We start from the raw sequence: 21,843 nt of genomic DNA, 5'->3' as shown, positions 1-21,843 counted from the left end.
TCCATGTGCACATTCAAAACATGCGCAAGGATGCGGCACCCGGGGCGGCGTGGCTTTTCCAATCCTGCTTGGTTGTTTTCCAAATCTGCCATGGACCAAAACCCGGTCTCGTGGCATGGTAATTGCTTACCCGGACTGTTCTTGCCTGCACTCGCGTCAATCTGTGGAGATTCACGATGGGGATGCTCGGCAATTCTGTCGATAAATATGTGACCGGCAGAATGCTCCAGACTTCGAACGACCGGCGCTGGTCTCACCTGCTCGCGGAGCGGTGGAGTCACGAGTCCGGCGACCTGCCGTCGCTGCTGCCGCGCGACACCGAGATCGCCGTGCTGCTCCGTGGCTCTTCGGTGGTCGACCGCGAAGGCGCCGGGATGCGGCAGCGGACCCATGGTCGGCGCGGAACGGTCTGGCTGTGTCCGGCCGGAATCCGCGAGGATTTCATCCGGGTCGAGAGCCAGATTCACGAATGCTTGCACATCTTCCTGCCCGGCCGTCCGTTCGAGGACGCGATGCTGCAGGACATGGACATCGATCCCACCGGCATCACGATCCGCTACGAGGCGATCGACCACGACATCTTCATCGAGCATGTCGCCGATCGCATCCTGCATGAACTTGCGCACGAATCCTCGACCGGGCGTCTGCTGGTCGAAAGCCTCGGCCGCGCGCTGTCTGCGCACTTGGTACACACCTACGCCGACACGGCCGTCCGTTTGAAGCAGGCGCAGGCGGCGAACCGGCCGCTCGACGCGCGGCGGCTGGCGCGCGTGACGGACTTTATTAGTTCGTCCGTCGAGCGCGATTTCACCGTCAACGATCTCGCCTCGATCGCCTGCATGAGTCCGGCTCACTTCTCGCGCAGCTTCAAGGCCGCGACGGGCTGCGCGCCGCACGAATATGTCAGCCGGCAGCGGCTCGATCTCGCCAAGCGGCTGTTGGCATCCGACGAGCTGTCGCTCGTCGACATCGCCTATGCGACCGGGTTTTCCTCACAGGCGAACTTCAACCGCGCATTCCGCAAGTCGGTCGGGACCACGCCCAGCCTCTATCGGGCCCAGCAGCGGGCGACGATCAGCAAGTGCTGAGGATCGTCTCTGCAGGTGTGCAGGTATGCCAGCGCGCCGCTTCTAATCGATACGTCACTGCCGTGTAACAAACTACCGTTACGGTTCGCTCGCGTCTGATCGAGGCCCCCGTCGCCGATCAACGTCCCCAGCGGTCCCCGTCAGTCGCCGCGTCTGACCGGGGCCGCACCTTTTTGAGCGGCACAAAGTTATTGCCATGCTGCGATTCATCCTCGTCATTGCCGCCGTCGTGCCGCTGACTCTGACACTTCTGCCGGTGCATCTGCTGGCGATCCGGTTCGGCTGGCGCGCGCAGCGCACGATTCCGCAACTGTATCATCGCATCGTCTGCGCGCTGATCGGCGTGCGCATCCATCAGGTCGGCCGCCGCTGCGACGGGCCAGCGCTGATCCTGTCCAATCACGTCTCCTGGCTCGACATCTGCGTGATTTCCGCGGTAGCGCCGGTGTCGTTCATCGCCAAGAGCGAAGTCGCAAGCTGGCCGGTGTTCGGCGCGCTGGCGCGCTGGCAGCGCACCGTGTTCATCGATCGTCAGGCCCGGCACCGCACCGGCGAGGCGACGCGCGAAATCGGCGCGCGGCTGCAGGACGGCGACGCCATGGTGCTGTTCGCCGAAGGCACCTCGTCCGACGGCAGCCGGGTGCTGCCGTTCCGCTCGGCGCTGGTCGGTGCCGTGCATCACGCGATCGGCGAACAGAGCGGCGACGGTGTCGCGGTGCAGCCGATGGCAGTGACCTATACGGGGCTCAGCGGCCTGCCGATCGGCCGCGAGCTACGCGAACGCGTCGCGTGGTACGGCGACGCCGAGCTGATTCCGCATTTCTTCGAGCTATTATCGGCCGGCGCGATCGACGTCACCGTGAGCTGGGGCGATGCGGTCGCGACCTCGATCGACGCCGACCGCAAGCAGATCACGCGCGACGCCGAGCAATCGGTGCGGCGGATGTGCGAAGCCGCCCGCCGCGCCGGCATGCGCGGCGCCATCGCGCCGCGGCCCGTCGCAGCTCCCGACGTGCAGCCGGAAGCCGCATAACCGACAAGCTTCACGCCACCGCGGACACCGGCGACCATTTGATCTCGCCCGAGCCGACGAAACAGGCGTGCGAGAACAGGCCGAGGTCCAGCTCGTTGATCAAACGGACGTCGCTCAGATCTGGGCAGCTCTTCTTGGCCGGATCGTAAGAGCGGTCGATCTGCGAGATGATCACCAGGATCACGCCGGCCGCGCGGGCGAACGAGCGCAGCGCGCGAATCTGCACGTTCAACTCCGGCGTGTCGCGGCGCCGATCGAGCAATTGCAGATAATCGACCACCACCAGTGCCCCGTTCGGCGCCGAGGCCGATTGGGCGATGATGTAGTCGGCGCAGATCGCATCCGACGTATCGAGCGTGAACTTGTCGGCCAACGACACCGGGTCGGCTCCGATCGCGCGAAGCCGCGCCAGCACTTCGACCTCGGTGTATTCGAGCGTGAAGAAGGCGCTGGTCCGCCCGGCCTTGATCGCCTCCACCGCGAGTTCGAGGCTGAGCAGCGTCTTGCCCTGCCCCGGCCGCGCCCCGAGCAGCACCAGATCGCCCGGGCCGAGCGCGGCGAACAGGCTCGCTGCAGGCGAAGCCGCCGCCGAATCGACCAACAGGCTCCAGCGCGCGAACCCTTCGGCCGCGGCGACTTGATCGAGCGCGGCGTGCAGCGGCAGGTTTTGGGAACGGGACAGCAATTTGGCTTTACGTTTCAGACGATAGACCGGCGCAGACAAGCGCATCTCGACAACCTCCTCGATCGAGCCGTTCCCGCAATCCCTCCTTATGCCGGTGCTCGAACAAGTGGTTCGACGGTCGTGCAGCCCGGTATGAAAGATACTTTCCCAACGGAGGGGGAGGCGCGGGCCACGCCAGAATCAAATTATAGCTCGCCTCGCCCGCGCCGAGAATGGCTTTCGCATCCGTGATGCCGTCACGACGCACCGCATGACGCGGCTGTGATCGGCGACGCGGGTTGCGGCGCTGGGGGGCGCGCGCCACAATGCGCGGCTTCACGCATCTCTCAAGGACAGTTCATGGACATTCGCAATCTCGGCGGCAGCGGCCTGCGGGTCTCGGTCGTCGGCCTCGGCTGCAACAATTTCGGCCAGCGCACCGATGCCGAAACCTCGAAGCAGGTGATCCACAAGGCGATCGACCTCGGCGTCACGCTGTTCGACACCGCCGACATCTATGCCGGCATGGGCGGCTCGGAGACCGTGCTCGGCAATGTGCTCGGCGACCGCCGCAAGGACATCGTGCTGGCGACCAAGTTCTGCAAGCCGATGGCGACCGACGCCACCAAGCAGGGCGCGTCGCGGCGCTACATCGTCGAGGCGGTGGAGGCCAGCCTGAAGCGGCTGAAGACCGACTGGATCGACCTGTATCAGCAGCACGATTACGATCCCCTGACGCCGATCGACGAGACGCTGCGTGCGCTCGACGACCTGATCCGCGCCGGCAAGGTGCGCTACATCGGCAATTCGAACTTCCCGGCGTGGCGGATCGCCGAAGCCGAGTACGTGGCGCGTGCGCTCGGAACGCATCGCTACGTGTCGTGCCAGGACGAATACAGCCTGGTGGTGCGCGACATCGAGAAGGACCTGCTGCCGGCCGCGCAGGAATACAAGCTCGGCCTGCTGCCGTTCTTCCCGCTGGCGAGCGGCCTTTTGACCGGCAAGTATCAGCGCGGCACCGAGGCGCCGGCGCACACCCGCTTCGCCAAGATGCCGGCGATCCGCGACCGCTACTTCACCGAGGTCAATCTCGACGTCGTCGATCAGCTCAAGGCGTTCGCCGAAGCGCGCGGCCACTCGCTGCTCGAACTGGCGTTCTCCTGGCTCGCCTGCCGCCCGCAGGTCTCCAGCGTGATCGCCGGCGCCACCACGCCGGACCAGATCGAACAGAACGTCAACGCGGCGAGCTGGAAGCTGACGGCGGAGGAGATGGCCGAAGTCGACGCGATCTCGAAGGGGTAGTTCGCGCCCACGCCTCCTCACACCGTCATTCCGGGACGCGCCCGCCAGGGCGCGAACCCGGAATCTCGTGGTGTTCTGCGTTGAGGCCCTTCACCCTGCACAGCGGGATTCCGGGTTCGCTCGCTGCGCGAGCGCCCCGGAATGACAAGTGGAGAGATCGCGCCCCTTCTCTCGATCCGGACTGCCGCTGCCCCTCCCCTCCGCGACCTTCCGCGTATTGCATCACGGCCCAGGCGGAGTACGCTGCGAGCGTGTTTCAACCTGCGTTCATCGACCAGCGAACATGCCGCTCCGTCCAACCAGTTCCGCCACGCCTGCGCCGCCGCCGCGACGGCTGATCTGCGCCGGCTGCGGTGCGGAGTTTTCGTGCACGATGGACAGCGGCTGCTGGTGTTCGGCGGAGCCGGCGCAACTGCCGCTGCCATCGGATGCAGTCGACTGCCTGTGCGCGGAATGTCTGCGCGAAGCCGCGAAGGCGAGCCGCAAATCGTGAACGCCGCGCAGGACTGGTTGATCGCAGCGGTGCTGCTCGATATGGACGGCACGCTGGTCGACACCGAACGGGTGTATCTGGAAAGCCTGACCGAGGTGCTGAACGGCTTCGGCCTGCCGGACGCGACAAAGACCTGCGAGTCGATGATCGGGCTGCCCGGGCCGGAGTGCCAGGCGCTGCTGGTCGCGCGCTACGGCGAGACGCTGCCGCTGTCCGCCATCAACCATGCCTTCGTCCAGAAGCGCGACGCCCGGTTCGCGACAGGATTGCCGGTGAAGCCCGGCACTTGCGAGTTGCTCGATGCGCTCGACGACGCGCGCTGCCCGGTGGCGGTGGTTACCTCGTCGTCGCGCAAGACCGCCGACCTGCATCTGACGCTCGCCGGCATCCGCGCGCGGTTTGGTACCATCCTCACTCGGGACGACGTCGCCCACGGCAAGCCGGCGCCGGATCTGTATCTGCTCGCCGCCGACCGGCTCGGCGTGCCGCCGGCGCAATGCATCGCGGTGGAGGATTCCAGCGTCGGCGTCACCGCGGCGGCCGCCGCAGGCGCCATCACCCTGATGGTGCCGGACCTGCTGCAACCCGACGCCACCACCCGCGGCAGATGTGCCGCGGTGCTGCCGGATCTCAACGCGGTGCGGAGTTTGCTTGAGATGCGCGGCCGGTTCGCGGCGTCGGACGCTTTGTCCGTGCCACGCTGACCGGGTGCGGCAAGGCTGCGGCCACCAGCCTGGCCGCCGCGGCACCGGCGGTCTCCATGTAGCTCGCATCGCGATGCAGTAGCACCACCGCGAACGAGCCGTCGAGCAGCAGCAGCATCTGCCGCGCCAGCTCGTCGGCGCCAGCGATGCCGGCTTCGGCGAACGTGTCGCGTAGCCAGCGCTCGAACTTCTTCTTGTGCGCGGCGCCGATCTTGATCGCCGGATGGCCCGGCAGATTGGCGAGCTCCGCCGAGGTGCGCAGGAAGCCGCAGCCCTTCCACTTCGGATGCCGCGCGGCGCGGGCGAGATTTAGAAAGATGCCCTCGACCTTCGCCGGCAGCGCGCCCGGCGTGCCCTCGAACCACTGCCGGAACAGCGCCAGATTCGGCTGGTCGCGCCCCTCGAGATAGGCGGCGACGAGATCGTCCTTGCTGCGGAAGTGATAATACAGCGTCCGCTTGGTGATGCCGGCCTTCTCGGCTACCGTATCGACGCCGACCGCGCGGATACCCTCGGCATAGAACAGCTTGGCGGCGGCGGCGACGATGCGCTCGCGCGTGGTATTGCCCTCGCGGGTCTTCGGAGACGGTGCTGACATTCGGGCGGCCATCCTTCCCATGTATACCGACCAGTAAATATACACAATTCGCCTGAAGCGGTAACGATCGGACGACCCGATGGAGACCTGGACATGACCGAGCTGGTGCCGATCGAGCTGCGCGACGGCGTCGCGCTGCTGACGCTGAACCGCCCCGACAAACTGAACGCGCTGAACTACGCGCTGATCGACCGGCTGATGCAGCGGCTCGACGCGATCGAGGTCGATGACGCGATCCGCGCCGTGATCCTCACCGGCGCCGGCGAGCGGGCGTTTTCCGCCGGCGCCGATATCGCCGAATTCTCCGGCAGCGTCGCGCGCGGCGCCGACCATGCGGTGCGCGATTTCGTCCGCCGCGGCCAGACCATGACGGCGCGGCTGGAGAGTTTTTCCAAGCCGGTGATCGCGGCGGTGAATGGCCTCGCTTATGGCGGCGGCTGCGAGATTACCGAGGCGGTGCATCTGGCGGTCGCCAGCGAGCGCGCCCGCTTCGCCAAGCCGGAGATCAAGCTGGCGATGCCGCCGACCTTCGGCGGCACCCAGCGGCTGCCGCGCCTCGCCGGCCGCAAGCGCGGCCTGGAGCTGTTACTCACCGGCGAGCCGTTTTCGCCCGACCATGCGCTGGCGATCGGCCTAGTCAACCGCGTGGTGCCGCACCACGAGCTGCTGGCCGCGGCGGATGCGCTGGCGCGGCAGATCATCCGGCATCCGCCGGGCGCGGTCGCGGCGGTAATCACCGCCGCGACGCGCGGGCTCAATCTGTCGATCGACGAGGGCCTATTGGTCGAGCGCGCGCAATTCGCCGCGCTGGCCGGCGGCGAGGAACTCGCGCGCGGCCTCGCCGACTGGCGCAACCGGCCGCGCGCGGCAGCTCAGACCGGATAGCCCGGCGTGGCGCGCGCCAGGCCGCCGAACGCATCGAGCAGCCGTTCGCGCCAAGCGTAGATCGGATCGTCGTTCTGCAGCAATTGGAAATCGCTGACGATGCGCGCCCATTGGAAGCCGCCGAACACGATGTAGTCGGCGTAGTTCGGCGCCGCCCCGCCGATGAAGGCTTGCGTCTTCAGCGTCAGCCGCAACGGATCGAGCGACCGGCGGAAACCTTCGACCGCGCGGTCGCGGGTCGCGGCGGCTTCTTCCAGCGACATCTTCAGCCGCGCCTCGCGCGACTGCCGGAAATAGGTTGCGTCCTCTGGATCCAGCCGTTGCACGATATCGGCGGCCACCATCGGGAAAATGCCGCCGACGACCGCGAGGTCTCCCCACCAGTTCAGCATCCGCGCCATCGCCCGGCCGCCGTCGCCGCCGAACAGCGACGGCCGGTCCGGATAGGCGTCCTCGAGATAGTTGGCGATCGCCCAGGAGTCGCAGACCGCCTTGTCGCCGTCGAGCAGCACCGGCACCTTCTCGGAACCGTGGCAGGCGATCGCCGCCTTGTCGGTGAAGCGCCACGGCATCGTCTCGGCGCTCAGCCCCTTGTGCGCCAGCGCCATCCGCGTCCGCCACACGAACGGCGAGAACGGCCGGCCGGCATCGGCCCCGACCAGTTCGAACAGTTTGAGAGTCATGTTGCGCGTCATCCCTCGTTGATGCGCCGCTGTGATCCGGCGCTTGCCCGACTACCGACGTCATCGCCGGACTTGATCCGGCGATCCATCGTTCGGGAGATGGATGCGCGGGTCAAGCCCGCGCATGACGGGTCGCTTAAGTTCGTCATTCCGGGGCGCTCACGAAGTGAGCGAACCCGGAATCCCGAGGTGATTTGAACATCGAGATTCCGGGTTCGCGAGCTGCGCTCGCGCCCCGGAATGACCGACAGGCTGAACTACTTCACCACCGCGGCGGTCTGGCCGAACAGCATCTTCTTTTCTTCCTCGGTGCGGATGGTCGGCTGACCGAAACTCGGATTGACCTCCTTGGCCTTGGCATAGGCGCGCTCGGTGGCGGGCCGCGCCGCGATGGTTTCCAGCCAGCGCTTCACATGCGGGAAATCATCAATGTTCTGGCCCTGGTTCTTGTACGGCACGATCCACGGATAGGACGCCATGTCGGCGATCGAATAGTCCCCGGCGAGGAATTCGCGATCCGCCAACCGCTTGTTGAGCACGCCGTACAGCCGGTTGGTCTCGTTGACATAGCGGTTGATGGCGTAGGGAATCTTCTCCGGCGCGTAGACGTTGAAATGATGGTTCTGTCCGGCCATCGGCCCGAGGCCGCCCATCTGCCAGAACAGCCATTGCAGCGCGTCGTTGCGGCCGTAGAGATCCTTCGGCAGGAACTGCCCGGTCTTGTCGGCGAGATACAGCAGGATCGCGCCGGATTCGAACACCGACAGCGGCTTGCCGCCGCCGGCAGGCTGATGATCGACGATCGCCGGCATCCGGTTGTTCGGCGCAATCGCCAGGAAGTCCGGCTTGAACTGATCGCCGGCGCCGATGTTCACAGGCACGATCTTGTAGTCCAGCCCGGCTTCTTCGAGAAACATCGTGATCTTGTGGCCGTTCGGCGTGGTCCAGTAGTAGAGATCGATCATGTGGTGGGTCCTGCTGCCATGGTCATGCCTGCTGCCCGACCGCGCCGAACGGAACGATCGTCGCAGATTAATGCAACTGCATCCAATCTGCCGGAACCGGTCGCGAAGTCAATGCCCGGCACCGATCAACAGCCCGTGTGACGCGCGGCAATGCAGCGACTTTGCCGCGGGGCAGGCGTGCACAGCTCGTGGCCGCGGCCGCCCTTTTCTCGCTAGGGCTTCGGGCCCATATTCGGCGCATGGCGAAATCCCCCGACTCTTCCGACAAGCCCGCGCGCGCACCGAGGGCCAAATCCGCTGCCGCGAAAACGCCGAAATCCAAGGCGCATCGGCCCGAGGTGCAGCCGATCGGCCCGGCGCTGGCCGAGCTTTTGAATCCGGCGCTGAATCGCGGCGACGCGGGCCTCGGCTCCGGCACCGGCCTGCAACCGCCGCCGGACAATTCCCACGACCGTCGCAGCGGCGGCGAAGCGGCGGTGCATCGCGGCCGCGCCTCGACTGCGAAAGCGGGCGACGGCGCGACGCCGCGGCCGACCGCGCTGCAGCCCTATCCGCAGCCGCCGGGCGCCAGCCGAGGCGGCCTCGATGAGGCGCCGCAGGCCAATTACGGCACCGCCGCCACGATTCCGACGCTCGATCCGGAACTGGCGCGCCAGCTCGGCCTGCCGACCGAGGAGGACGACGCCGAAGCGCTCGCGCGGCCGCCGCGCAGCAAGATGGAGGCGCTCGGCGTCAAGGCCACCGCCGATGCGCTGGAGAGCCTGATCCGCGACGGCCGCCCCGAATTCAAGGGCGAGGACGGCGGCGTCAAGCTGTGGGTGCCGCATCGGCCGCCGCGGCCGGAGAAGTCCGAAGGCGGCGTGCGCTTCGTGTTGAAATCCGACTACGAGCCGCGCGGCGACCAGCCGACCGCGATCAAGGAACTGGTCGAAGGCATCGACCGCAACGATCGAACCCAAGTGCTGCTCGGCGTCACCGGCTCGGGCAAGACCTACACCATGGCCAAGGTGATCGAGGCGACGCAGCGCCCGGCGATCATCCTGGCGCCGAACAAGACGCTGGCGGCGCAGCTCTACGGCGAGTTCAAGAACTTCTTCCCCGACAACGCCGTCGAATACTTCGTCTCGTATTACGACTACTACCAGCCCGAAGCCTACGTTCCCCGCACCGACACCTATATCGAGAAGGATTCGTCGATCAACGAGCAGATCGACCGGATGCGCCACGCCGCGACCCGCGCGCTGCTGGAACGCGACGACGTCATCATCGTCGCCTCGGTGTCGTGCATCTACGGTATCGGCTCGGTCGAGACCTATACGGCGATGACCTTCGCGCTGAAGCGCGGCGAGCGGATCGATCAGCGGCAGCTGATCGCCGATCTGGTGGCGCTGCAATACAAGCGCACCCAGGCCGACTTCACCCGCGGCACCTTCCGGGTGCGCGGCGACGTCATCGACATCTTCCCGGCGCACTACGAGGATCGCGCCTGGCGGGTGAAGATGTTCGGCGACGAGATCGAGGGCATCGAGGAATTCGACCCGCTCACCGGCCACAAGCAGGACGAGCTGGAATTCGTCAAAATCTACGCCAATTCGCACTACGTGACGCCGCGGCCGACGCTGATCCAGGCGATCTCCTCGATCAAGACCGAGCTGAAATGGCGGCTCGATCAGTTGCACGCCCAAGGCCGCCTGCTCGAAGCGCAGCGGCTCGAGCAGCGCACCACCTTCGACATCGAGATGATGGAGGCGACCGGCTCCTGCGCCGGCATCGAAAACTACTCGCGCTACCTCACCGGCCGCCGGCCGGGCGAGCCGCCGCCGACGCTGTTCGAATACGTGCCCGACAACGCGCTGGTGTTCGCCGACGAGAGCCACGTCTCGGTGCCGCAGATCGGCGCGATGTTCAAGGGCGACTTCCGCCGCAAGGCGACGCTGGCCGAATACGGCTTCCGGCTGCCGTCCTGCATGGACAACCGGCCGCTGCGCTTCGAAGAATGGGACATGATGCGGCCACAGACGGTCGCGGTGTCGGCGACGCCGGCGGCGTGGGAGTTGAACGAAAGCGGCGGCGTGTTCGTCGAGCAGGTCATTCGCCCGACCGGCCTGATCGATCCGCCGGTCGACATCCGCCCGGCCCGCACCCAGGTCGACGATCTCGTCGGCGAAGTCCGCGCTACCGCGGCGCGCGGCTATCGCACGCTGATCACCGTGCTGACCAAGCGGATGGCCGAGGACCTCACCGAGTTCCTGCACGAACAGGGCATCCGCGTCCGCTACATGCACAGCGACATCGACACCATCGAGCGCATCGAGATCATCCGCGATCTGCGGTTAGGGGCGTTCGACGCGCTGGTCGGCATCAACCTGCTGCGCGAAGGTCTCGACATTCCGGAATGCGCGCTGGTGGCGATCCTCGACGCGGATAAAGAGGGCTTCCTGCGCAGCGAGACCTCGCTGATCCAGACCATCGGCCGCGCCGCGCGTAACGTCGACGGCAAGGTCATCCTCTATGCCGATCAAATGACCGGCTCGATGCAGCGCTCGATCGACGAGACCAACCGGCGCCGCGAGAAGCAGATCGAATACAACACCGCGCACGGCATCACGCCGGAGAGCGTCAAGAAGTCGATCGGCGACATCCTCAACAGCGTGTACGAGCGCGACCATGTGCTGGTCGAGATCGGCGACGGCAAGGGCGCCGGCTTCACCGACGACGCCGCGGTGATCGGCCACAATTTCGAGGCGGTGCTGGCCGATCTCGAAACCAGGATGCGCGAAGCCGCCGCCGATCTGAACTTCGAAGAAGCCGCCCGTCTGCGCGACGAAGTGAAACGCCTCCGCGCCACCGAGCTCGCAGTGATCGACGACCCGACGGTGAAGCAGCGGGGCGTGGCGGCGAAAGCCGGCAGCTACGCGGGCAACAAGCGCTACGGCGCGGCTGCGAATTTGCCAGCGGAAGCGGGCAAAAGCGGGCGCGGCAAATCACCCTCCCCCTTGCGGGGAGGGTCGGCCGAAGGCCGGGGTGGGGGTGCCCTGAGCACGTCGTCCAAGGTCCACAAACCCGACCTCGACGAAATGGGCATCGCCGGCTTCCACGAATTCAAGAAAGTCCAGCGCCCCAAGCCACGCAAGCCGACGCTCGACGAGATGGGGCCCGGCACGGAGAGCAGGATCTTTCAGCCGACCTCCAGCCGCGACTCCGGCCCGGAATTCGGCCCCTCCCCGCGCTCGACCGGCGGCGCGCCGGGAAAGAGGGGCGGGTGGAAGAAGCGGTGACGCGCTGTTGCCAAACTCGATTGTAGCGCTTAAGCTACAATCGAGGGCGGCCCCGATGCCGACGATCCGAAAGACACACGAGTTCGAGCGTTGGCTCCGCAATCTGCGTGATCGAAGAGCCCGTATTCGAATCTTGTTGAGGCTCGATCGTCTGGAGTTGGGAAATCCCGGTGATGTCGCTCCTGTCGGAGAAGGCGTCAGCGAACTTCGCATCCACTACGGGCCGGGCTATCGCGTGTACTTCGTCGAGCGCGGCGCGACCGTTGTGGTGCTGCTTTGCGGAGGCGACAAGAGTTCACAGGCCGCGGACATCGCTGCAGCCAAGAGGCTGGCGCGGGACTTGGAGGATACGACATGGTGAGCACGACGCCGTTCGACGCTGCCGACTATCTCGACAGTCCGGAAATGATCGCGGACTATTTGACCGAAGCCTTCGAGTCCGAAGACCCTGCGCTCATTACCAAAGCCATCGGTGCGGTTGCGCGCGCCAAGGGCATGAGCGGCGTTGCCGAAGAAACCGGCCTTTCCCGCGAGAACCTCTACCGCGCCCTTGGCGGCGATGCCAAACCCGAATTCGCCACCGTGCTGAAGGTGCTGCACGCGCTCGGCATCAGTCTGGTGGCGCAGCCGAAGGCGGCCTGAACGAGGTCAGGCCATCGCACCACGCGACCAAGTAGCGGTCACGCACTCTCGCTTTTCATCAATGCCGTCACCGCAACTGCTGCCTTTTTCAAATCCTCCACCAGCACATATTCCCCGCGTCCCAGCGTCGCCGCGCTTGCGGTGACCGCCGCGCGCTTCGGGCAGATGCCGAGGCAGCTTGTGGTGACGAGCTTGGGCCGTTTGCCGCCGCGCCCCGCGGCCGCCTGCTTCAGTTCCGCCTTCAACGCCTGCTTCAGCTTCTTGCCGCCGTCGACGCGCGACAGGCACTTCCCGCAGATCAGCACAGGCGGCGGGCGTTTCGGGCGGGCGATGGTGGGGGAAGATTTGGCGGACATGATCGTCATATAGGGACGATCGTGGATCGTAGGATGGGCCGAACGCAGTGAAATCTGCGAGGTCCTTGCATCTCTCCGTCATGCCCGCGCTTGTCGCGGGCATCCACGTCTTCGGAGTGAGAACTTTCAGCAAGACGTGGATGGCCGGGTCGCGCCCGGCCATGACGATGTGGTGAGGAGCGGCCGAAACAAAAAAGGGCGACACCTGAGGCGTCGCCCTTTTCAGTTAGCCTGGTTCCTCAACGAGGCGGGGGCTGCTCGACGCTGCTACGCGTGGCGGTGCCTCGTCCCCTGCCCTCACACCCGCTCGATGATGATCGCCGGGGCCATGCCGCCGGCGGCGCACATGGTGACCAGGCCGCGCTTGAGGTTGCGGCGCTCCAGTTCGTCCAGGATGGTGCCGACCAGGATCGCGCCGGTGGCGCCGATCGGGTGGCCCAGCGCGATCGCGCCGCCGTTGACGTTGACCTTGGAGCGGTCGAGGTCGAGGTCGCGCATGAACTTCTCGGCGACCACGGCGAACGCTTCGTTGATCTCCCAGAGGTCGATATCGTCCTTGGTGAGACCGGCTTTCTGCAGCACCTTCTTGGCGGCCGGCACCGGCGCGTTCAGCATCAGCGTCGGATCGTCACCGATATTGGCCATCGCCACGATCCTGGCGCGCGGCTTGAGGCCGTGCTTCTCGGCGTATTCCTTCGAGGTGAGCAGAACCGCCGCGGCGCCGTCGACCACGCCCGAGGAGTTGCCGGCGTGATGAACGTGCTTGATGTCGACGTCCGGATACTTCTGGTTGATCAGCTTGCGATAGGTGGTGCCCTTGTCGTCGAGCGGATAGTCGGCCATCGCGGTGAAGGCCGGCTTCAGCGCGGCGAGGCCTTCGGCGGTGGTTTCGGGGCGCGGATACTCGTCCTTGCCCAGTACCACCTTGCCCTCGTCGTCGACCACCGGAACGATGCTCTTGTCGAAGCGGCCTTCCTTGATCGCGATCGCGGCGCGGCGCTGGCTTTCCAGGCCGAGCGCGTCGAGCGCCTCGCGGCTGATGCCTTCCATGCTGGCGATGGCGTCGCCGCAGATGCCCTGATGCGACTGCGGATGCACCTTGGCGAGGCGGGCGTTGCCCGAGCCCATGCCGAGCGGCGGCTTGCCGGCCGCCATATCCTCGGCGGCCATCGATGCGGTCAGCGACATCATCTCGGTGCCGCCGGCGATCACCACGTCTTCCATGCCGCTCATGATCTGCGCCGCGGCGAAGTTCACCGCGGTGATGCCGCCGCCGCAGAAGCGGTCGAGCGTGGTGCCGGAAGCCTTGATGTCGTAGCCGGCATCGAGCGCCGCCATGCGGCCGAGGTCGCCGCCCTGCTTGCCGCGCTGGGTCGAGGTCGACCAGATGATGTCGTCGACGTCGGCGGTGTTGAGCTTGTTACGTTCGGCGATCGCCTTCAGCACGGTGGCGGCGAGGTGCTGGGGATGCATGTCGGCCAGAGCGCCCTTTCCGACCTTGCCGATGCCGCGGGGGGTGCGGACTGCGTCGATGATATAGGCGTCTGCCATCTTGTTCTTCTCCCGATCTTGTTTGCGGTTTGTTGGGGCTTGGCGGCGAGATTGTCCGAGACGGCGACGAAGTCAAGCCGCAGCGGCGATGCAGCACCATGCAATCGCCGGCTCGCGTCGGCTTATGCCGCGCGGCGGAACTGACGAATTGCCAAGCGTGGTGCGGCTCTGCATAGTCGCGCGCAAATCGACACTTCTGGGGGACTACCAACATGGCCGAGGCCGATCTCGACGCGATCATCCGGCAGCTCGCAAAACAGCAGACCAAGGCGCTGACCGCCGCAGTGAAGAAGCGCCGAGCCGCCCTGCAGGCGCGCGCCGCCAAGGCCAAGGACGCGGCCGGCAAGGCACAGGCCAAGGCGCTCGCCACGGTCGCCTATGAGCTGGGACTGGCCGCGGCGAAGCGGCTGCAGATGGCCGCCGACAACGCCGCGGACTCTTATGCCCGAGCGATGCGCAAGGCGGCCGAGGACGCAGCCGCGGCGGCCAAGCCGAAGGACAAGCCGGTGAAGGAAGCCGCGCAAGACGCCACCGGGAAGACGGCTGCAAAGACGCCCCCGGCGAAAAAGCCGGCGAAGGCGAAGAAGAAAGCCAAATCGAAAGCCTGATCGGCCGGTCTTCCCGGCCGATCGAGGCACCTCGCGGGATGCGGCGGCGCTGGAGAGAACCGCCGCATCCGCGCGGCGCGACCGGTCGTCACGCGGAGCTTTTGATCATAATCGGATCAGCCCCGCCGACCGGCCGCCGATCGAAGCGGCCCGCGCCGCGGAACGCTTCGGCAGCTTATGCCCGCGAGGCTTATTGCTGGCGGATCACGCCAGCGACCTTGTTGGTGCGCGGGTTCACCAGCACGATGCGGTCGTTCAGCATCGCGTAGTTATAGTTGCGGATCACCGGGACCTCGTTGGTCGCCTGCGACGGCAGCGGCTTGGTGTTGACGTTGTTCGGCACCACCTCGCCGACATTGCCGCTGAAGCTGGCCGGCGGAGTCTGGCGCTGCGCGTTGCTGCTCAGGTCGCCCCACAGTTTCTGCTTCTGCGCGTCCGACAGCGTCAGCCTGCCTTGGGGCGCCGTCGAGCCAGTGGTGGCGTGCTCCATCCGGTCGTTGCGCTTCATCGCATTGGACGTGTCACCGCGCTCCATGCCGGTCGCGGCGTTGTTCTGGGACATGCTGCCCGCGAACGCAGCGGATGCGCCCGCAAACGTCAACGCGCTCGCCAGGATGATCGACAGATGCTGCTTCATGGACTCCTTCCTTTCGTTCGGTTCGGTTTTCACCCCCGAAAGCCGAGCGGTGTCGACGCTCGGACTTGACGGGCCAACGCGCCCCGACGCGCTAACGTTTCGTTAAACATCAGCCAGCTCGTCACGACGATGTGAGTCCGGCGCGCCTGCAAGAAACGCCGAGCACCGTCGGCGAGAACTCAAAATCAGCTGTGTGCCCAGGGATTTAGGCTGACCGATGCCGCTGGCGCAGGCACCATGGTCCGCCAAGCGCAATTTTGTGCAATGCACAATAATTCGATTGCATTTAACTCGCATTGTAACTAACTGGACCACATCCGCGCAGCAAATTGCGAAGGGCACGGCATCCTCGGCGATGCCCAGGTGCCGCTGCTTGCCTCGACATCAAATCTCGAATGGGATTGCCAATGACAGAGCATAGTCTCTGGCGGTTCTCGCGCGCATTGCATCGCGCCATCACCGACCGCCAGCAAGAAGACCTCGCCGCCATCATCGACGACAATATCGACTGGGCGATCTACGGTCCGATCGACATGTTTCCGTTCTTCGGCGCCCGCCACGGCAAGGCAGCCGTGCTCGAAGTGTGCCGCCAGATCGCTGATTGCGTCCAAGTCTATCGCTATCACCGCGAGTCGGTGATGCTCGGGCTCGATTCTGCCGCCTCGATGGTGCGCTATTCGCTGACCGCGACCGATACCAACCGGCCGATCAGCGTGCGGATGGCGCTGTTCACGCAGTTTCAGAACGGCCGGCTGATCAATCTGCGCATGGTGCTGGACACATTCGATCTGGTCGAACAGGCGCTCGGCCGCCCGATCCATCTGCCGAAAATCGCCTGATCCGCAACGCCCGGAGACCGCCACCCCAGGGCGCCGCGGAACCGCCGTTAATCCGACGTTGAGGATTGTCGCCGAAACACCGAGGCGGCGCCGCAGAACGGCCGCGATGCGGTCAAATTGCGCTGGAGTCATGCGGCGGCAGAATACGTGCGGGCGATCCCCGCGCGGCGTGACGCTCAAACAGGGGACCAACCGAATGAACGCCATTCCTTCCGAGAAGATCGAAACCGCCGAAGCCGACGAGAACCTCGCCGCCGTCTCCGAGGTGGAAGCGGGCATCCGCGACTTCGTCCGCAACGACATCGCCTATCTGCGCCGCCCCTCGGCGACCACCTCGACCACCGACACTGCCGCCGCTGCTCCGGCCTCGACGCTAGGCCTCGAAGGCGGCGCCGAAGCCGCGGTCAACAACGTCAACTCGCTGATCCAGCGCGTCGCCGGCACCTCGCTCGGCGAGATCGAGAACCTGATCGGCGAACTGGAGACGCTGCGCGACCTGCTGCACGCCGAGGGCCAGCGCGTTCAGCGCGAGATCTCCAGCTACGCCCAGCTCAGCCAGGCGGCGATGAAGTCCACTCGGATGATCGCCGAGAACGTCTCGCAGTGGAAGCGCACCGCCGAGACCCTGCGTCACGGCTGATTCGCCCAAGCGGCGGCTGCGGCCGGGATCGGCGGCAGCCAGACCGATGGGTGAAAACGACAGCTCGAGAAGACCACAGCTCAAAAACGACAAAAGCAGCCATCGCGAGGTGGCTGCTTTTTTGTCGTCGATCTCGAAAAACCACTCGGATCGAAGATGTCGAGGCCGGCTTAGTCACCGGCCGGCTGAGCGAAACGCTCAGCGATCGGACAGCGCGGCCGGCGCCTCGAGGCTATAGGAGCCCACGGCGTAGCCCTTCACGATCATTCCGGTGGTGATCATCACCGCCAGCGTCACGGTGGCGAAAATAACCCCCACCCATTTCAGTCCAGCTTGGTCAGCCATTGTCTTCAATTTCCCTCAGCCCTGCGTTCGTCGACCGTGGCGCCCGCAAGGTTCACAACTTCCTAATATCCCCGCCGTTCCGGCGCCGTCTCGCGGAAAAGCCCCGCATTTGGTTAAAATGCGGCCGGCTGTGTCCGCCGTGCCTCACTCGGCGTGCGGCCGTCGCGGCACGAACGCAGTGGCCAGGAAGGAGAACACCTCCTCACCGCGCTGATTGATCCCGGTGTTGCGCGCCTGCATGATTCCCCATTGCGGGCGCGAATCAGAGGGCCGCAGATTCTCGACCCGCTTGTAGTAGGTGATGGTGTCGCCGGCCAGTACCGGCTTGAGCCAACGCAGCTCGCGGAAGCCCGGGGACGGGCCGCCGCTCGCAACCGGCTCGCCGCGCTTGGCGGCCTCGGCCGCATCGCGCTGGGCGTCCGCCACCATCAGCTTCATACACACTGCGGCGATGTGCCAGCCGGAGGCCGCCAATCCGCCGAACAGCGAGGCCTTGCCGGCCTCTTCGTCGAGATGGAACGGTTGCGGATCGAACTGCGCCGCGAACGCCTTGATCGAGTCCGCCGTGAAGGTGAACGTGCCGATCTCGTGGCGTTGGCCGATCGTCATGTCTTCGAGAAAACGCATGGTGATCGCTATCCGTTGCCGCCGGCGGCCGGCGCGGCGGCCGCGTCCCGGCGCTTGAATATGATCGGCGAAACCATCTCGCTCAGCATCTGGCCGTGGCCGTTGCGGACGTAGCACTTGAAGGTGACGATCCCGGTCTCGGGCCGGCTCTTCGACACCCTCGCTTCGATCACTTCGACGTCGAGCATCAGATCGTCGCCGGGGCGCAGCGGCGACATCCAGCGCATCTCGTCGACGCCGGGCGATCCGAGCGAAGCGGCGTCCTTGATGAAGCCGTCGTACATCATCCGCATCATCAGCGACGACAGGTGCCAGCCGGAGCCCGACATGCCCTTGAGCATCGAAGCGTTGGCGGCGTGATCGTCCAGATGCATCGGCTGCGGATCGTATTCCGAAGCGAAAGCGATGATCTCCTCGCGCGTCACGCGGCGAGGTCCATAGCGGCCGAAATGGCCGGGCGCGAAATTTTCGAAGAACAGCGTCGTCATGGCATTTGCTGGTGGGAGGCCTGATTGTGGCCGCTATTGCGGTCGATCACAAGCCCATCATTCGGTTTGTTGGGGGAGACCACCGATGTTCAATTTTCGGGACCTGTTTCAATGGGACCGCTTCATCACGCCGACCATCATCAAGACCTTCTATTGGCTGGTGATCGCATTGACGGTGCTGTTCGGAATTTCCGGCGTGTTTTCCGGGCTGGCGGCGATGGCGGTGAGCCCGTTCGGCGGCTTCATCCTGGTGCTGTCCAGCCTCGCCTCGATCCTGGTCGGGATCGTGTTCTCGCGCATCGTCGCCGAGTTCGTACTGATCGTGTTCCGCATCAACGAACACCTCGGCGCGATCCGCGACCAGCAGGGGTTCAGGTGACCCTTGCTTCGCGCCGCTCTCGCCCTCTCGTTCGTCATTCCGGGGCGCGCGCAGCGCGAACCCGGAATCCATAACCCCTTGCCTGATTGCCCTGCATGAGGATCGTCAACTGCCGCCGTGCGTCACCGCACCGCTAGGACGTATGGATTCCGGGTTCGCTCACTTCGTGAGCGCCCCGGAATGACGAACTCAAAGGCTTTATCCAAGCCTCAGGTATTAAACCTGAAGTGCATGACGTCGCCGTCGGCGACGATGTATTCCTTGCCTTCCAGCCTGAGCTTGCCGCCGTCGCGGGCGCCGGCTTCGCCGCCGAGACGGATGTAATCGTCATAGGCGATGGTTTCGGCGCGGATGAAGCCTTTCTCGAAATCGGTGTGAATCACCGCTGCGGCCTGCGGCGCCTTGGTGCCCTTGGTGATGGTCCAGGCGCGCGCTTCCTTGGGGCCGACGGTGAAATACGTGATCAGGTGCAACAGCTCGTAGCCGGCGCGGATCAACCGGTCGAGACCGGCCTCGTGCAGGCCGAGCGTGTCGAGAAAATCGGTGCGCTCTTCCTTCGACAGCGTCGCAATCTCGGATTCGATCTTGGCCGAGATCACCACCGCGACCGCGCCCTCTTCCTTGGCGCGCGCCATCACGGCCTCCGAGAACGAATTGCCTTCGGCGGCGGAGCCTTCCTCGACGTTGCAGACGTACAGAACCGGCTTCGAGGTGAGCAGGCCGAGCATGCGGAACGCGCGCTCTTCCTCCGGCTTGCGCTCCAGGAAGCGCGCCGGCTTGCCGTCGCGCAGCAGCGTCAGCGCGCGCGTGACCAGCTCCAGTTGCTCCTTGGAATCCTTGTCGCCGCCCTTGGCCTTCTTGGTCAGGTTGTCGACGCGCTTTTCCAGACTGTCGAGATCGGCGAGCATCAGCTCGGTTTCGATCGTGTCGATGTCGGCGAGCGGAGCGACCCGGCCCTCGACATGGGTGATGTCGCCGTCTTCGAAGCAGCGCACCACATGCGCGATCGCGTCGACCTCGCGGATGGTGGCGAGGAACTGGTTGCCGAGACCTTCACCCTTGGAGGCGCCCTTCACCAGACCGGCGATGTCGACGAAGGTCAGCCGGGTCGGGATGATCTGCTGCGACTTGCCGACCTCGGCCAGCTTGTCGAGCCGCGGATCCGGAACCGCCACTTCGCCGACATTCGGCTCGATGGTGCAGAACGGATAGTTCGCCGCCTGCGCCGCCGCAGTCTCGGTCAGCGCATTGAACAGCGTCGACTTGCCGACATTCGGCAGCCCGACGATCCCGCATTTGAAGCCCATGGTGTGTCCCGCTGTTCGAGGCCGGCGCGCTCGCGTCTCGTTTCTGTGTCATGCGCGGGCTTGACCCGCGCATCCATCCTCTTCGCAAAGCGATGGATCGCCGGGTCGAGCCCGGCGATGACGCACGTTACTTCTCGCGCTCGCCGCCTTTGGCCTGTTTGTCGTTGTCGTAAAATCCCTTCGCCTGCATCGCCAGATGCACCTTGTTGGCGAAGGTCGAATCCTTACCCTTGGCGATCAGGCCGGCATTGTCGGCGGCGATCTCGCACAGAGCCTCGACCCAGGGCCGCTCGCTCTTGGCGAAGTCGCCGAGCACGTGATTGTGCACCAGCTCCTTTGCGCCCGGATGGCCGACGCCGAGTCGGACGCGAAGATAATCGTTGCCGACATGGGCCGAGATCGACCGCAGCCCGTTGTGCCCGGCGATGCCGCCACCGACCTTCACGCGAACCTTCGCCGGCGGCAGTTCGATCTCGTCGTGGAACACCGCGATCTCGTTCTGCCCGATCTTGTAGAAGCCGGCCGCTTCCTGCACGGCGCGCCCGGAGTCGTTCATGTAGGTCGTCGGCTTGAGCAGCGTGATCCGCATCCCGTCGAGCACGCCGTCCGCGGTCTCGCCCTGAAAACGACGGCGCCATGGCGAAAAGCCATGACGCCGCGCGATTTCGTCGATGACCATGAAGCCGATGTTGTGCCGGTTGCCCTGGTACTTCGCACCAGGATTGCCGAGCCCAACGAACAGCCGCATGACGCGGGACCCCGCGCCGGATTACTTCTTCTTGGCCGCCGGAGCCGCAGCAGCCGGAGCCTTGGCGGCAGCGGCCGGAGCCTTCGCCGCAGCAGCCGGCGCAGCGGCCGCAGGCGTGGCGCCCGCCGCAGCCTTGTCGTCGTTGTAGCCCGACGGCGGCACGATGGTGACCAGCGTGACGTCCTCACGCGACACCGACTTGACGCCCTTGGGCAGCGCGATGTCCGACAGATGCAGCGACACGCCGATGTCGAGGGTCGACACGTCGGCTTCGATGAACTGCGGGATGTTGTCGGCCGGCGCTTCCAGGTCGACGGTGTGGGTGACGATGTTGAAGGTGCCGCCGCGCTTCACGCCCGGAGCGACTTCGAGACCCTTCAGGTGCAGCGGCACGCTGATGCGGATGGTCGCACCGGCACCGAGCCGCAGGAAGTCGACGTGCAGCGGGAAGTCCTTCACCGGATCGAGGTGATAGTCGCGCGGGATGACGCGATGCTTCTGGCCGTCGAGGACGACGTCGAAAATCGTGGTCAGGAACCGGCCGGCCAGAATCCGCAGGCGAAGCTCTTTCTCGTCGACCGAGATCGGCAGCGGGGGCTGGTTGTCACCATAGATCACTCCGGGCACGCGGCCGGCGCGACGCTCGGCCCGGGCGGCCCCCTTGCCGCTCTTCGGACGCTCGGTCGCCTTCAGTTCCAAGACGCTCGTCATCTGCTTAAGTCCTTGATCTGTAAAAAGTTAAAGGCCGCAAAGCGGCCCATTGCACACGCCGCGGCAAGCCTCCAGGGGTGCGGGGGCCGCAGACGTGGCGGGGTTCTAGCCGCAAAGGCCGCAAATGACAAGGAAATCAAGTCTTCCCGAGCACGGCCTCATCCTGAGGAGCCCGCGCCGCCCGCAAGGCGGCGGCGGGCGTCTTGAAGGATGCGCCCGGGTGCAGGCTGAGCCTCATCGGCCTTCAGGTTCGAGACGGCCGCTTCGCGGCC

The 21,843-nt window shown here is 65.7% G+C and carries 25 protein-coding genes; 12 read left to right on the top strand and 13 right to left on the bottom strand.

The window, feature by feature from the left end; genetic code table 11:
- Window positions 1-221 precede the first annotated feature (221 nt).
- On the top strand, window positions 222-1,088 hold the full coding sequence (locus DNX69_RS23585) for an AraC family transcriptional regulator (RefSeq protein WP_234827061.1): 867 nt from the start codon (window positions 222-224) through the stop codon (window positions 1,086-1,088).
- Window positions 1,089-1,284: 196 nt separating this feature from the next.
- The gene (locus tag DNX69_RS23580; RefSeq protein WP_110788438.1) at window positions 1,285-2,121 is read left to right on the top strand and encodes a lysophospholipid acyltransferase family protein; all 837 of its coding nucleotides are present in this window, start codon (window positions 1,285-1,287) and stop codon (window positions 2,119-2,121) included.
- Between the two features lie 10 nt (window positions 2,122-2,131).
- Here DNX69_RS23580 and DNX69_RS23575 read toward each other — a convergent pair whose 3' ends face one another.
- Entirely contained in the window at window positions 2,132-2,851 is a 720-nt protein-coding gene (locus tag DNX69_RS23575; RefSeq protein ID WP_110788437.1) for a DNA helicase, read from the bottom strand.
- Window positions 2,852-3,145: 294 nt separating this feature from the next.
- Here DNX69_RS23575 and DNX69_RS23570 point away from each other — a divergent pair, with 294 nt between their 5' ends.
- Entirely contained in the window at window positions 3,146-4,087 is a 942-nt protein-coding gene (locus DNX69_RS23570; RefSeq protein WP_110788436.1) for an aldo/keto reductase, read from the top strand.
- 453 nt (window positions 4,088-4,540) lie between these two features.
- Window positions 4,541-5,284 carry an HAD family hydrolase gene (locus tag DNX69_RS23560; protein ID WP_207803184.1) on the top strand — a complete coding sequence of 248 codons (744 nt, stop codon included), beginning with the start codon at window positions 4,541-4,543 and terminating at the stop codon, window positions 5,282-5,284.
- Here the strand turns inward: DNX69_RS23560 and DNX69_RS23555 are convergent.
- Window positions 5,211-5,882, bottom strand: coding sequence for a TetR/AcrR family transcriptional regulator (locus DNX69_RS23555; RefSeq protein ID WP_110788490.1), 672 nt, complete (start codon window positions 5,880-5,882; stop codon window positions 5,211-5,213). The genes DNX69_RS23560 and DNX69_RS23555 overlap by 74 nt on opposite strands.
- A 93-nt stretch (window positions 5,883-5,975) precedes the next feature.
- Between DNX69_RS23555 and DNX69_RS23550 the strand changes: the two genes are divergently transcribed.
- Window positions 5,976-6,767, top strand: a complete 792-nt coding sequence (locus DNX69_RS23550; RefSeq protein WP_110788434.1) for a crotonase/enoyl-CoA hydratase family protein — start codon at window positions 5,976-5,978, stop codon at window positions 6,765-6,767.
- On the opposite strand, the gene DNX69_RS23545 is transcribed toward DNX69_RS23550, so the two are convergent.
- Both DNX69_RS23545 and DNX69_RS23540 read right to left on the bottom strand, forming a co-directional pair.
- Window positions 6,755-7,450, bottom strand: a complete 696-nt coding sequence (locus tag DNX69_RS23545; RefSeq protein WP_110788488.1) for a glutathione S-transferase family protein — start codon at window positions 7,448-7,450, stop codon at window positions 6,755-6,757. The genes DNX69_RS23550 and DNX69_RS23545 overlap by 13 nt on opposite strands.
- Before the next feature lie 257 nt (window positions 7,451-7,707).
- Window positions 7,708-8,415 carry a glutathione binding-like protein gene (locus tag DNX69_RS23540; RefSeq protein WP_110788433.1) on the bottom strand — a complete coding sequence of 236 codons (708 nt, stop codon included), beginning with the start codon at window positions 8,413-8,415 and terminating at the stop codon, window positions 7,708-7,710.
- 239 nt (window positions 8,416-8,654) lie between these two features.
- Here DNX69_RS23540 and uvrB point away from each other — a divergent pair, with 239 nt between their 5' ends.
- The 3 genes from uvrB to DNX69_RS23525 are packed head-to-tail and all read left to right on the top strand — an operon-like array spanning window position 8,655 to window position 12,335.
- Entirely contained in the window at window positions 8,655-11,693 is a 3,039-nt protein-coding gene (uvrB, locus tag DNX69_RS23535; protein ID WP_110788432.1) for an excinuclease ABC subunit UvrB, read from the top strand.
- A 55-nt stretch (window positions 11,694-11,748) separates the two neighbouring features.
- The gene (locus DNX69_RS23530) at window positions 11,749-12,054 is read left to right on the top strand and encodes a type II toxin-antitoxin system RelE/ParE family toxin (protein WP_110788431.1); all 306 of its coding nucleotides are present in this window, start codon (window positions 11,749-11,751) and stop codon (window positions 12,052-12,054) included.
- Entirely contained in the window at window positions 12,048-12,335 is a 288-nt protein-coding gene (locus DNX69_RS23525) for an addiction module antidote protein (RefSeq protein ID WP_110788430.1), read from the top strand. Before DNX69_RS23530 ends, DNX69_RS23525 begins: the two co-directional genes overlap by 7 nt.
- A 38-nt stretch (window positions 12,336-12,373) precedes the next feature.
- Here DNX69_RS23525 and DNX69_RS23520 read toward each other — a convergent pair whose 3' ends face one another.
- The gene (locus DNX69_RS23520; protein WP_110788429.1) at window positions 12,374-12,700 is read right to left on the bottom strand and encodes a (2Fe-2S) ferredoxin domain-containing protein; all 327 of its coding nucleotides are present in this window, start codon (window positions 12,698-12,700) and stop codon (window positions 12,374-12,376) included.
- A gap of 288 nt (window positions 12,701-12,988) precedes the next feature.
- Window positions 12,989-14,242, bottom strand: a complete 1,254-nt coding sequence (locus DNX69_RS23515; protein ID WP_110788428.1) for an acetyl-CoA C-acetyltransferase — start codon at window positions 14,240-14,242, stop codon at window positions 12,989-12,991.
- A 212-nt stretch (window positions 14,243-14,454) separates the two neighbouring features.
- Here DNX69_RS23515 and DNX69_RS23510 point away from each other — a divergent pair, with 212 nt between their 5' ends.
- The gene (locus DNX69_RS23510) at window positions 14,455-14,850 is read left to right on the top strand and encodes a hypothetical protein (RefSeq protein ID WP_110788427.1); all 396 of its coding nucleotides are present in this window, start codon (window positions 14,455-14,457) and stop codon (window positions 14,848-14,850) included.
- Between the two features lie 190 nt (window positions 14,851-15,040).
- Here DNX69_RS23510 and DNX69_RS23505 read toward each other — a convergent pair whose 3' ends face one another.
- Window positions 15,041-15,487 carry a DUF1236 domain-containing protein gene (locus DNX69_RS23505; RefSeq protein WP_110788426.1) on the bottom strand — a complete coding sequence of 149 codons (447 nt, stop codon included), beginning with the start codon at window positions 15,485-15,487 and terminating at the stop codon, window positions 15,041-15,043.
- A 407-nt stretch (window positions 15,488-15,894) separates the two neighbouring features.
- Between DNX69_RS23505 and DNX69_RS23500 the strand changes: the two genes are divergently transcribed.
- Both DNX69_RS23500 and DNX69_RS23495 read left to right on the top strand, forming a co-directional pair.
- Window positions 15,895-16,326 carry a nuclear transport factor 2 family protein gene (locus DNX69_RS23500; protein ID WP_110788425.1) on the top strand — a complete coding sequence of 144 codons (432 nt, stop codon included), beginning with the start codon at window positions 15,895-15,897 and terminating at the stop codon, window positions 16,324-16,326.
- Between the two features lie 196 nt (window positions 16,327-16,522).
- The gene (locus DNX69_RS23495; protein ID WP_110788424.1) at window positions 16,523-16,966 is read left to right on the top strand and encodes a hypothetical protein; all 444 of its coding nucleotides are present in this window, start codon (window positions 16,523-16,525) and stop codon (window positions 16,964-16,966) included.
- A gap of 198 nt (window positions 16,967-17,164) precedes the next feature.
- Here the strand turns inward: DNX69_RS23495 and DNX69_RS26395 are convergent, their stop codons facing one another.
- The 3 genes from DNX69_RS26395 to DNX69_RS23485 form a co-directional block, all read right to left on the bottom strand.
- On the bottom strand, window positions 17,165-17,311 hold the full coding sequence (locus DNX69_RS26395) for a hypothetical protein (protein ID WP_165825314.1): 147 nt from the start codon (window positions 17,309-17,311) through the stop codon (window positions 17,165-17,167).
- Window positions 17,312-17,455: 144 nt separating this feature from the next.
- Complete coding sequence (locus DNX69_RS23490) at window positions 17,456-17,938, bottom strand: MaoC family dehydratase (RefSeq protein ID WP_110788423.1); 483 nt, start codon at window positions 17,936-17,938, stop codon at window positions 17,456-17,458.
- Between the two features lie 8 nt (window positions 17,939-17,946).
- On the bottom strand, window positions 17,947-18,426 hold the full coding sequence (locus DNX69_RS23485) for a MaoC family dehydratase (RefSeq protein WP_110788422.1): 480 nt from the start codon (window positions 18,424-18,426) through the stop codon (window positions 17,947-17,949).
- Between the two features lie 85 nt (window positions 18,427-18,511).
- On the opposite strand from DNX69_RS23485, the gene DNX69_RS23480 reads away from it, so the two are divergent.
- A complete protein-coding gene (locus DNX69_RS23480; protein ID WP_011159887.1) occupies window positions 18,512-18,805 on the top strand; it encodes a DUF4282 domain-containing protein in 294 nt (97 codons plus the stop codon).
- Between the two features lie 209 nt (window positions 18,806-19,014).
- Here DNX69_RS23480 and ychF read toward each other — a convergent pair whose 3' ends face one another.
- From ychF to DNX69_RS23465, 3 genes are all read right to left on the bottom strand, one after another.
- A complete protein-coding gene (gene ychF, locus DNX69_RS23475) occupies window positions 19,015-20,112 on the bottom strand; it encodes a redox-regulated ATPase YchF (RefSeq protein WP_110788421.1) in 1,098 nt (365 codons plus the stop codon).
- A 127-nt stretch (window positions 20,113-20,239) separates the two neighbouring features.
- On the bottom strand, window positions 20,240-20,860 hold the full coding sequence (gene pth, locus DNX69_RS23470; RefSeq protein ID WP_110788420.1) for an aminoacyl-tRNA hydrolase: 621 nt from the start codon (window positions 20,858-20,860) through the stop codon (window positions 20,240-20,242).
- Between the two features lie 21 nt (window positions 20,861-20,881).
- On the bottom strand, window positions 20,882-21,571 hold the full coding sequence (locus DNX69_RS23465; protein WP_110788419.1) for a 50S ribosomal protein L25/general stress protein Ctc: 690 nt from the start codon (window positions 21,569-21,571) through the stop codon (window positions 20,882-20,884).
- Window positions 21,572-21,843: the final 272 nt, after the last annotated feature.

The organism is Rhodopseudomonas palustris (assembly GCF_003226555.1).
GTDB classification, from domain to species: Bacteria; Pseudomonadota; Alphaproteobacteria; order Rhizobiales; family Xanthobacteraceae; genus Rhodopseudomonas; species Rhodopseudomonas palustris_I.
The sequence above is the reverse complement of the archived record's forward strand: the minus strand, read 5'-3'. Positions and strand labels throughout refer to the sequence as shown.

Coding starts and splice junctions, on each gene's coding strand:
- DNX69_RS23585 (WP_234827061.1), top strand. CDS start 222: ATGCTCCAGACTTCGAACGACCGGCGCTGGTCTCACCTGCTCGCGGAG.
- DNX69_RS23580 (WP_110788438.1), top strand. CDS start 1,285: ATGCTGCGATTCATCCTCGTCATTGCCGCCGTCGTGCCGCTGACTCTG.
- DNX69_RS23575 (WP_110788437.1), bottom strand. CDS start 2,851: ATGCGCTTGTCTGCGCCGGTCTATCGTCTGAAACGTAAAGCCAAATTG.
- DNX69_RS23570 (WP_110788436.1), top strand. CDS start 3,146: ATGGACATTCGCAATCTCGGCGGCAGCGGCCTGCGGGTCTCGGTCGTC.
- DNX69_RS23560 (WP_207803184.1), top strand. CDS start 4,541: ATGTCTGCGCGAAGCCGCGAAGGCGAGCCGCAAATCGTGAACGCCGCG.
- DNX69_RS23555 (WP_110788490.1), bottom strand. CDS start 5,882: ATGTCAGCACCGTCTCCGAAGACCCGCGAGGGCAATACCACGCGCGAG.
- DNX69_RS23550 (WP_110788434.1), top strand. CDS start 5,976: ATGACCGAGCTGGTGCCGATCGAGCTGCGCGACGGCGTCGCGCTGCTG.
- DNX69_RS23545 (WP_110788488.1), bottom strand. CDS start 7,450: ATGACTCTCAAACTGTTCGAACTGGTCGGGGCCGATGCCGGCCGGCCG.
- DNX69_RS23540 (WP_110788433.1), bottom strand. CDS start 8,415: ATGATCGATCTCTACTACTGGACCACGCCGAACGGCCACAAGATCACG.
- uvrB (WP_110788432.1), top strand. CDS start 8,655: ATGGCGAAATCCCCCGACTCTTCCGACAAGCCCGCGCGCGCACCGAGG.
- DNX69_RS23530 (WP_110788431.1), top strand. CDS start 11,749: ATGCCGACGATCCGAAAGACACACGAGTTCGAGCGTTGGCTCCGCAAT.
- DNX69_RS23525 (WP_110788430.1), top strand. CDS start 12,048: ATGGTGAGCACGACGCCGTTCGACGCTGCCGACTATCTCGACAGTCCG.
- DNX69_RS23520 (WP_110788429.1), bottom strand. CDS start 12,700: ATGACGATCATGTCCGCCAAATCTTCCCCCACCATCGCCCGCCCGAAA.
- DNX69_RS23515 (WP_110788428.1), bottom strand. CDS start 14,242: ATGGCAGACGCCTATATCATCGACGCAGTCCGCACCCCCCGCGGCATC.
- DNX69_RS23510 (WP_110788427.1), top strand. CDS start 14,455: ATGGCCGAGGCCGATCTCGACGCGATCATCCGGCAGCTCGCAAAACAG.
- DNX69_RS23505 (WP_110788426.1), bottom strand. CDS start 15,487: ATGAAGCAGCATCTGTCGATCATCCTGGCGAGCGCGTTGACGTTTGCG.
- DNX69_RS23500 (WP_110788425.1), top strand. CDS start 15,895: ATGACAGAGCATAGTCTCTGGCGGTTCTCGCGCGCATTGCATCGCGCC.
- DNX69_RS23495 (WP_110788424.1), top strand. CDS start 16,523: ATGAACGCCATTCCTTCCGAGAAGATCGAAACCGCCGAAGCCGACGAG.
- DNX69_RS26395 (WP_165825314.1), bottom strand. CDS start 17,311: ATGGCTGACCAAGCTGGACTGAAATGGGTGGGGGTTATTTTCGCCACC.
- DNX69_RS23490 (WP_110788423.1), bottom strand. CDS start 17,938: ATGCGTTTTCTCGAAGACATGACGATCGGCCAACGCCACGAGATCGGC.
- DNX69_RS23485 (WP_110788422.1), bottom strand. CDS start 18,426: ATGACGACGCTGTTCTTCGAAAATTTCGCGCCCGGCCATTTCGGCCGC.
- DNX69_RS23480 (WP_011159887.1), top strand. CDS start 18,512: ATGTTCAATTTTCGGGACCTGTTTCAATGGGACCGCTTCATCACGCCG.
- ychF (WP_110788421.1), bottom strand. CDS start 20,112: ATGGGCTTCAAATGCGGGATCGTCGGGCTGCCGAATGTCGGCAAGTCG.
- pth (WP_110788420.1), bottom strand. CDS start 20,860: ATGCGGCTGTTCGTTGGGCTCGGCAATCCTGGTGCGAAGTACCAGGGC.
- DNX69_RS23465 (WP_110788419.1), bottom strand. CDS start 21,571: ATGACGAGCGTCTTGGAACTGAAGGCGACCGAGCGTCCGAAGAGCGGC.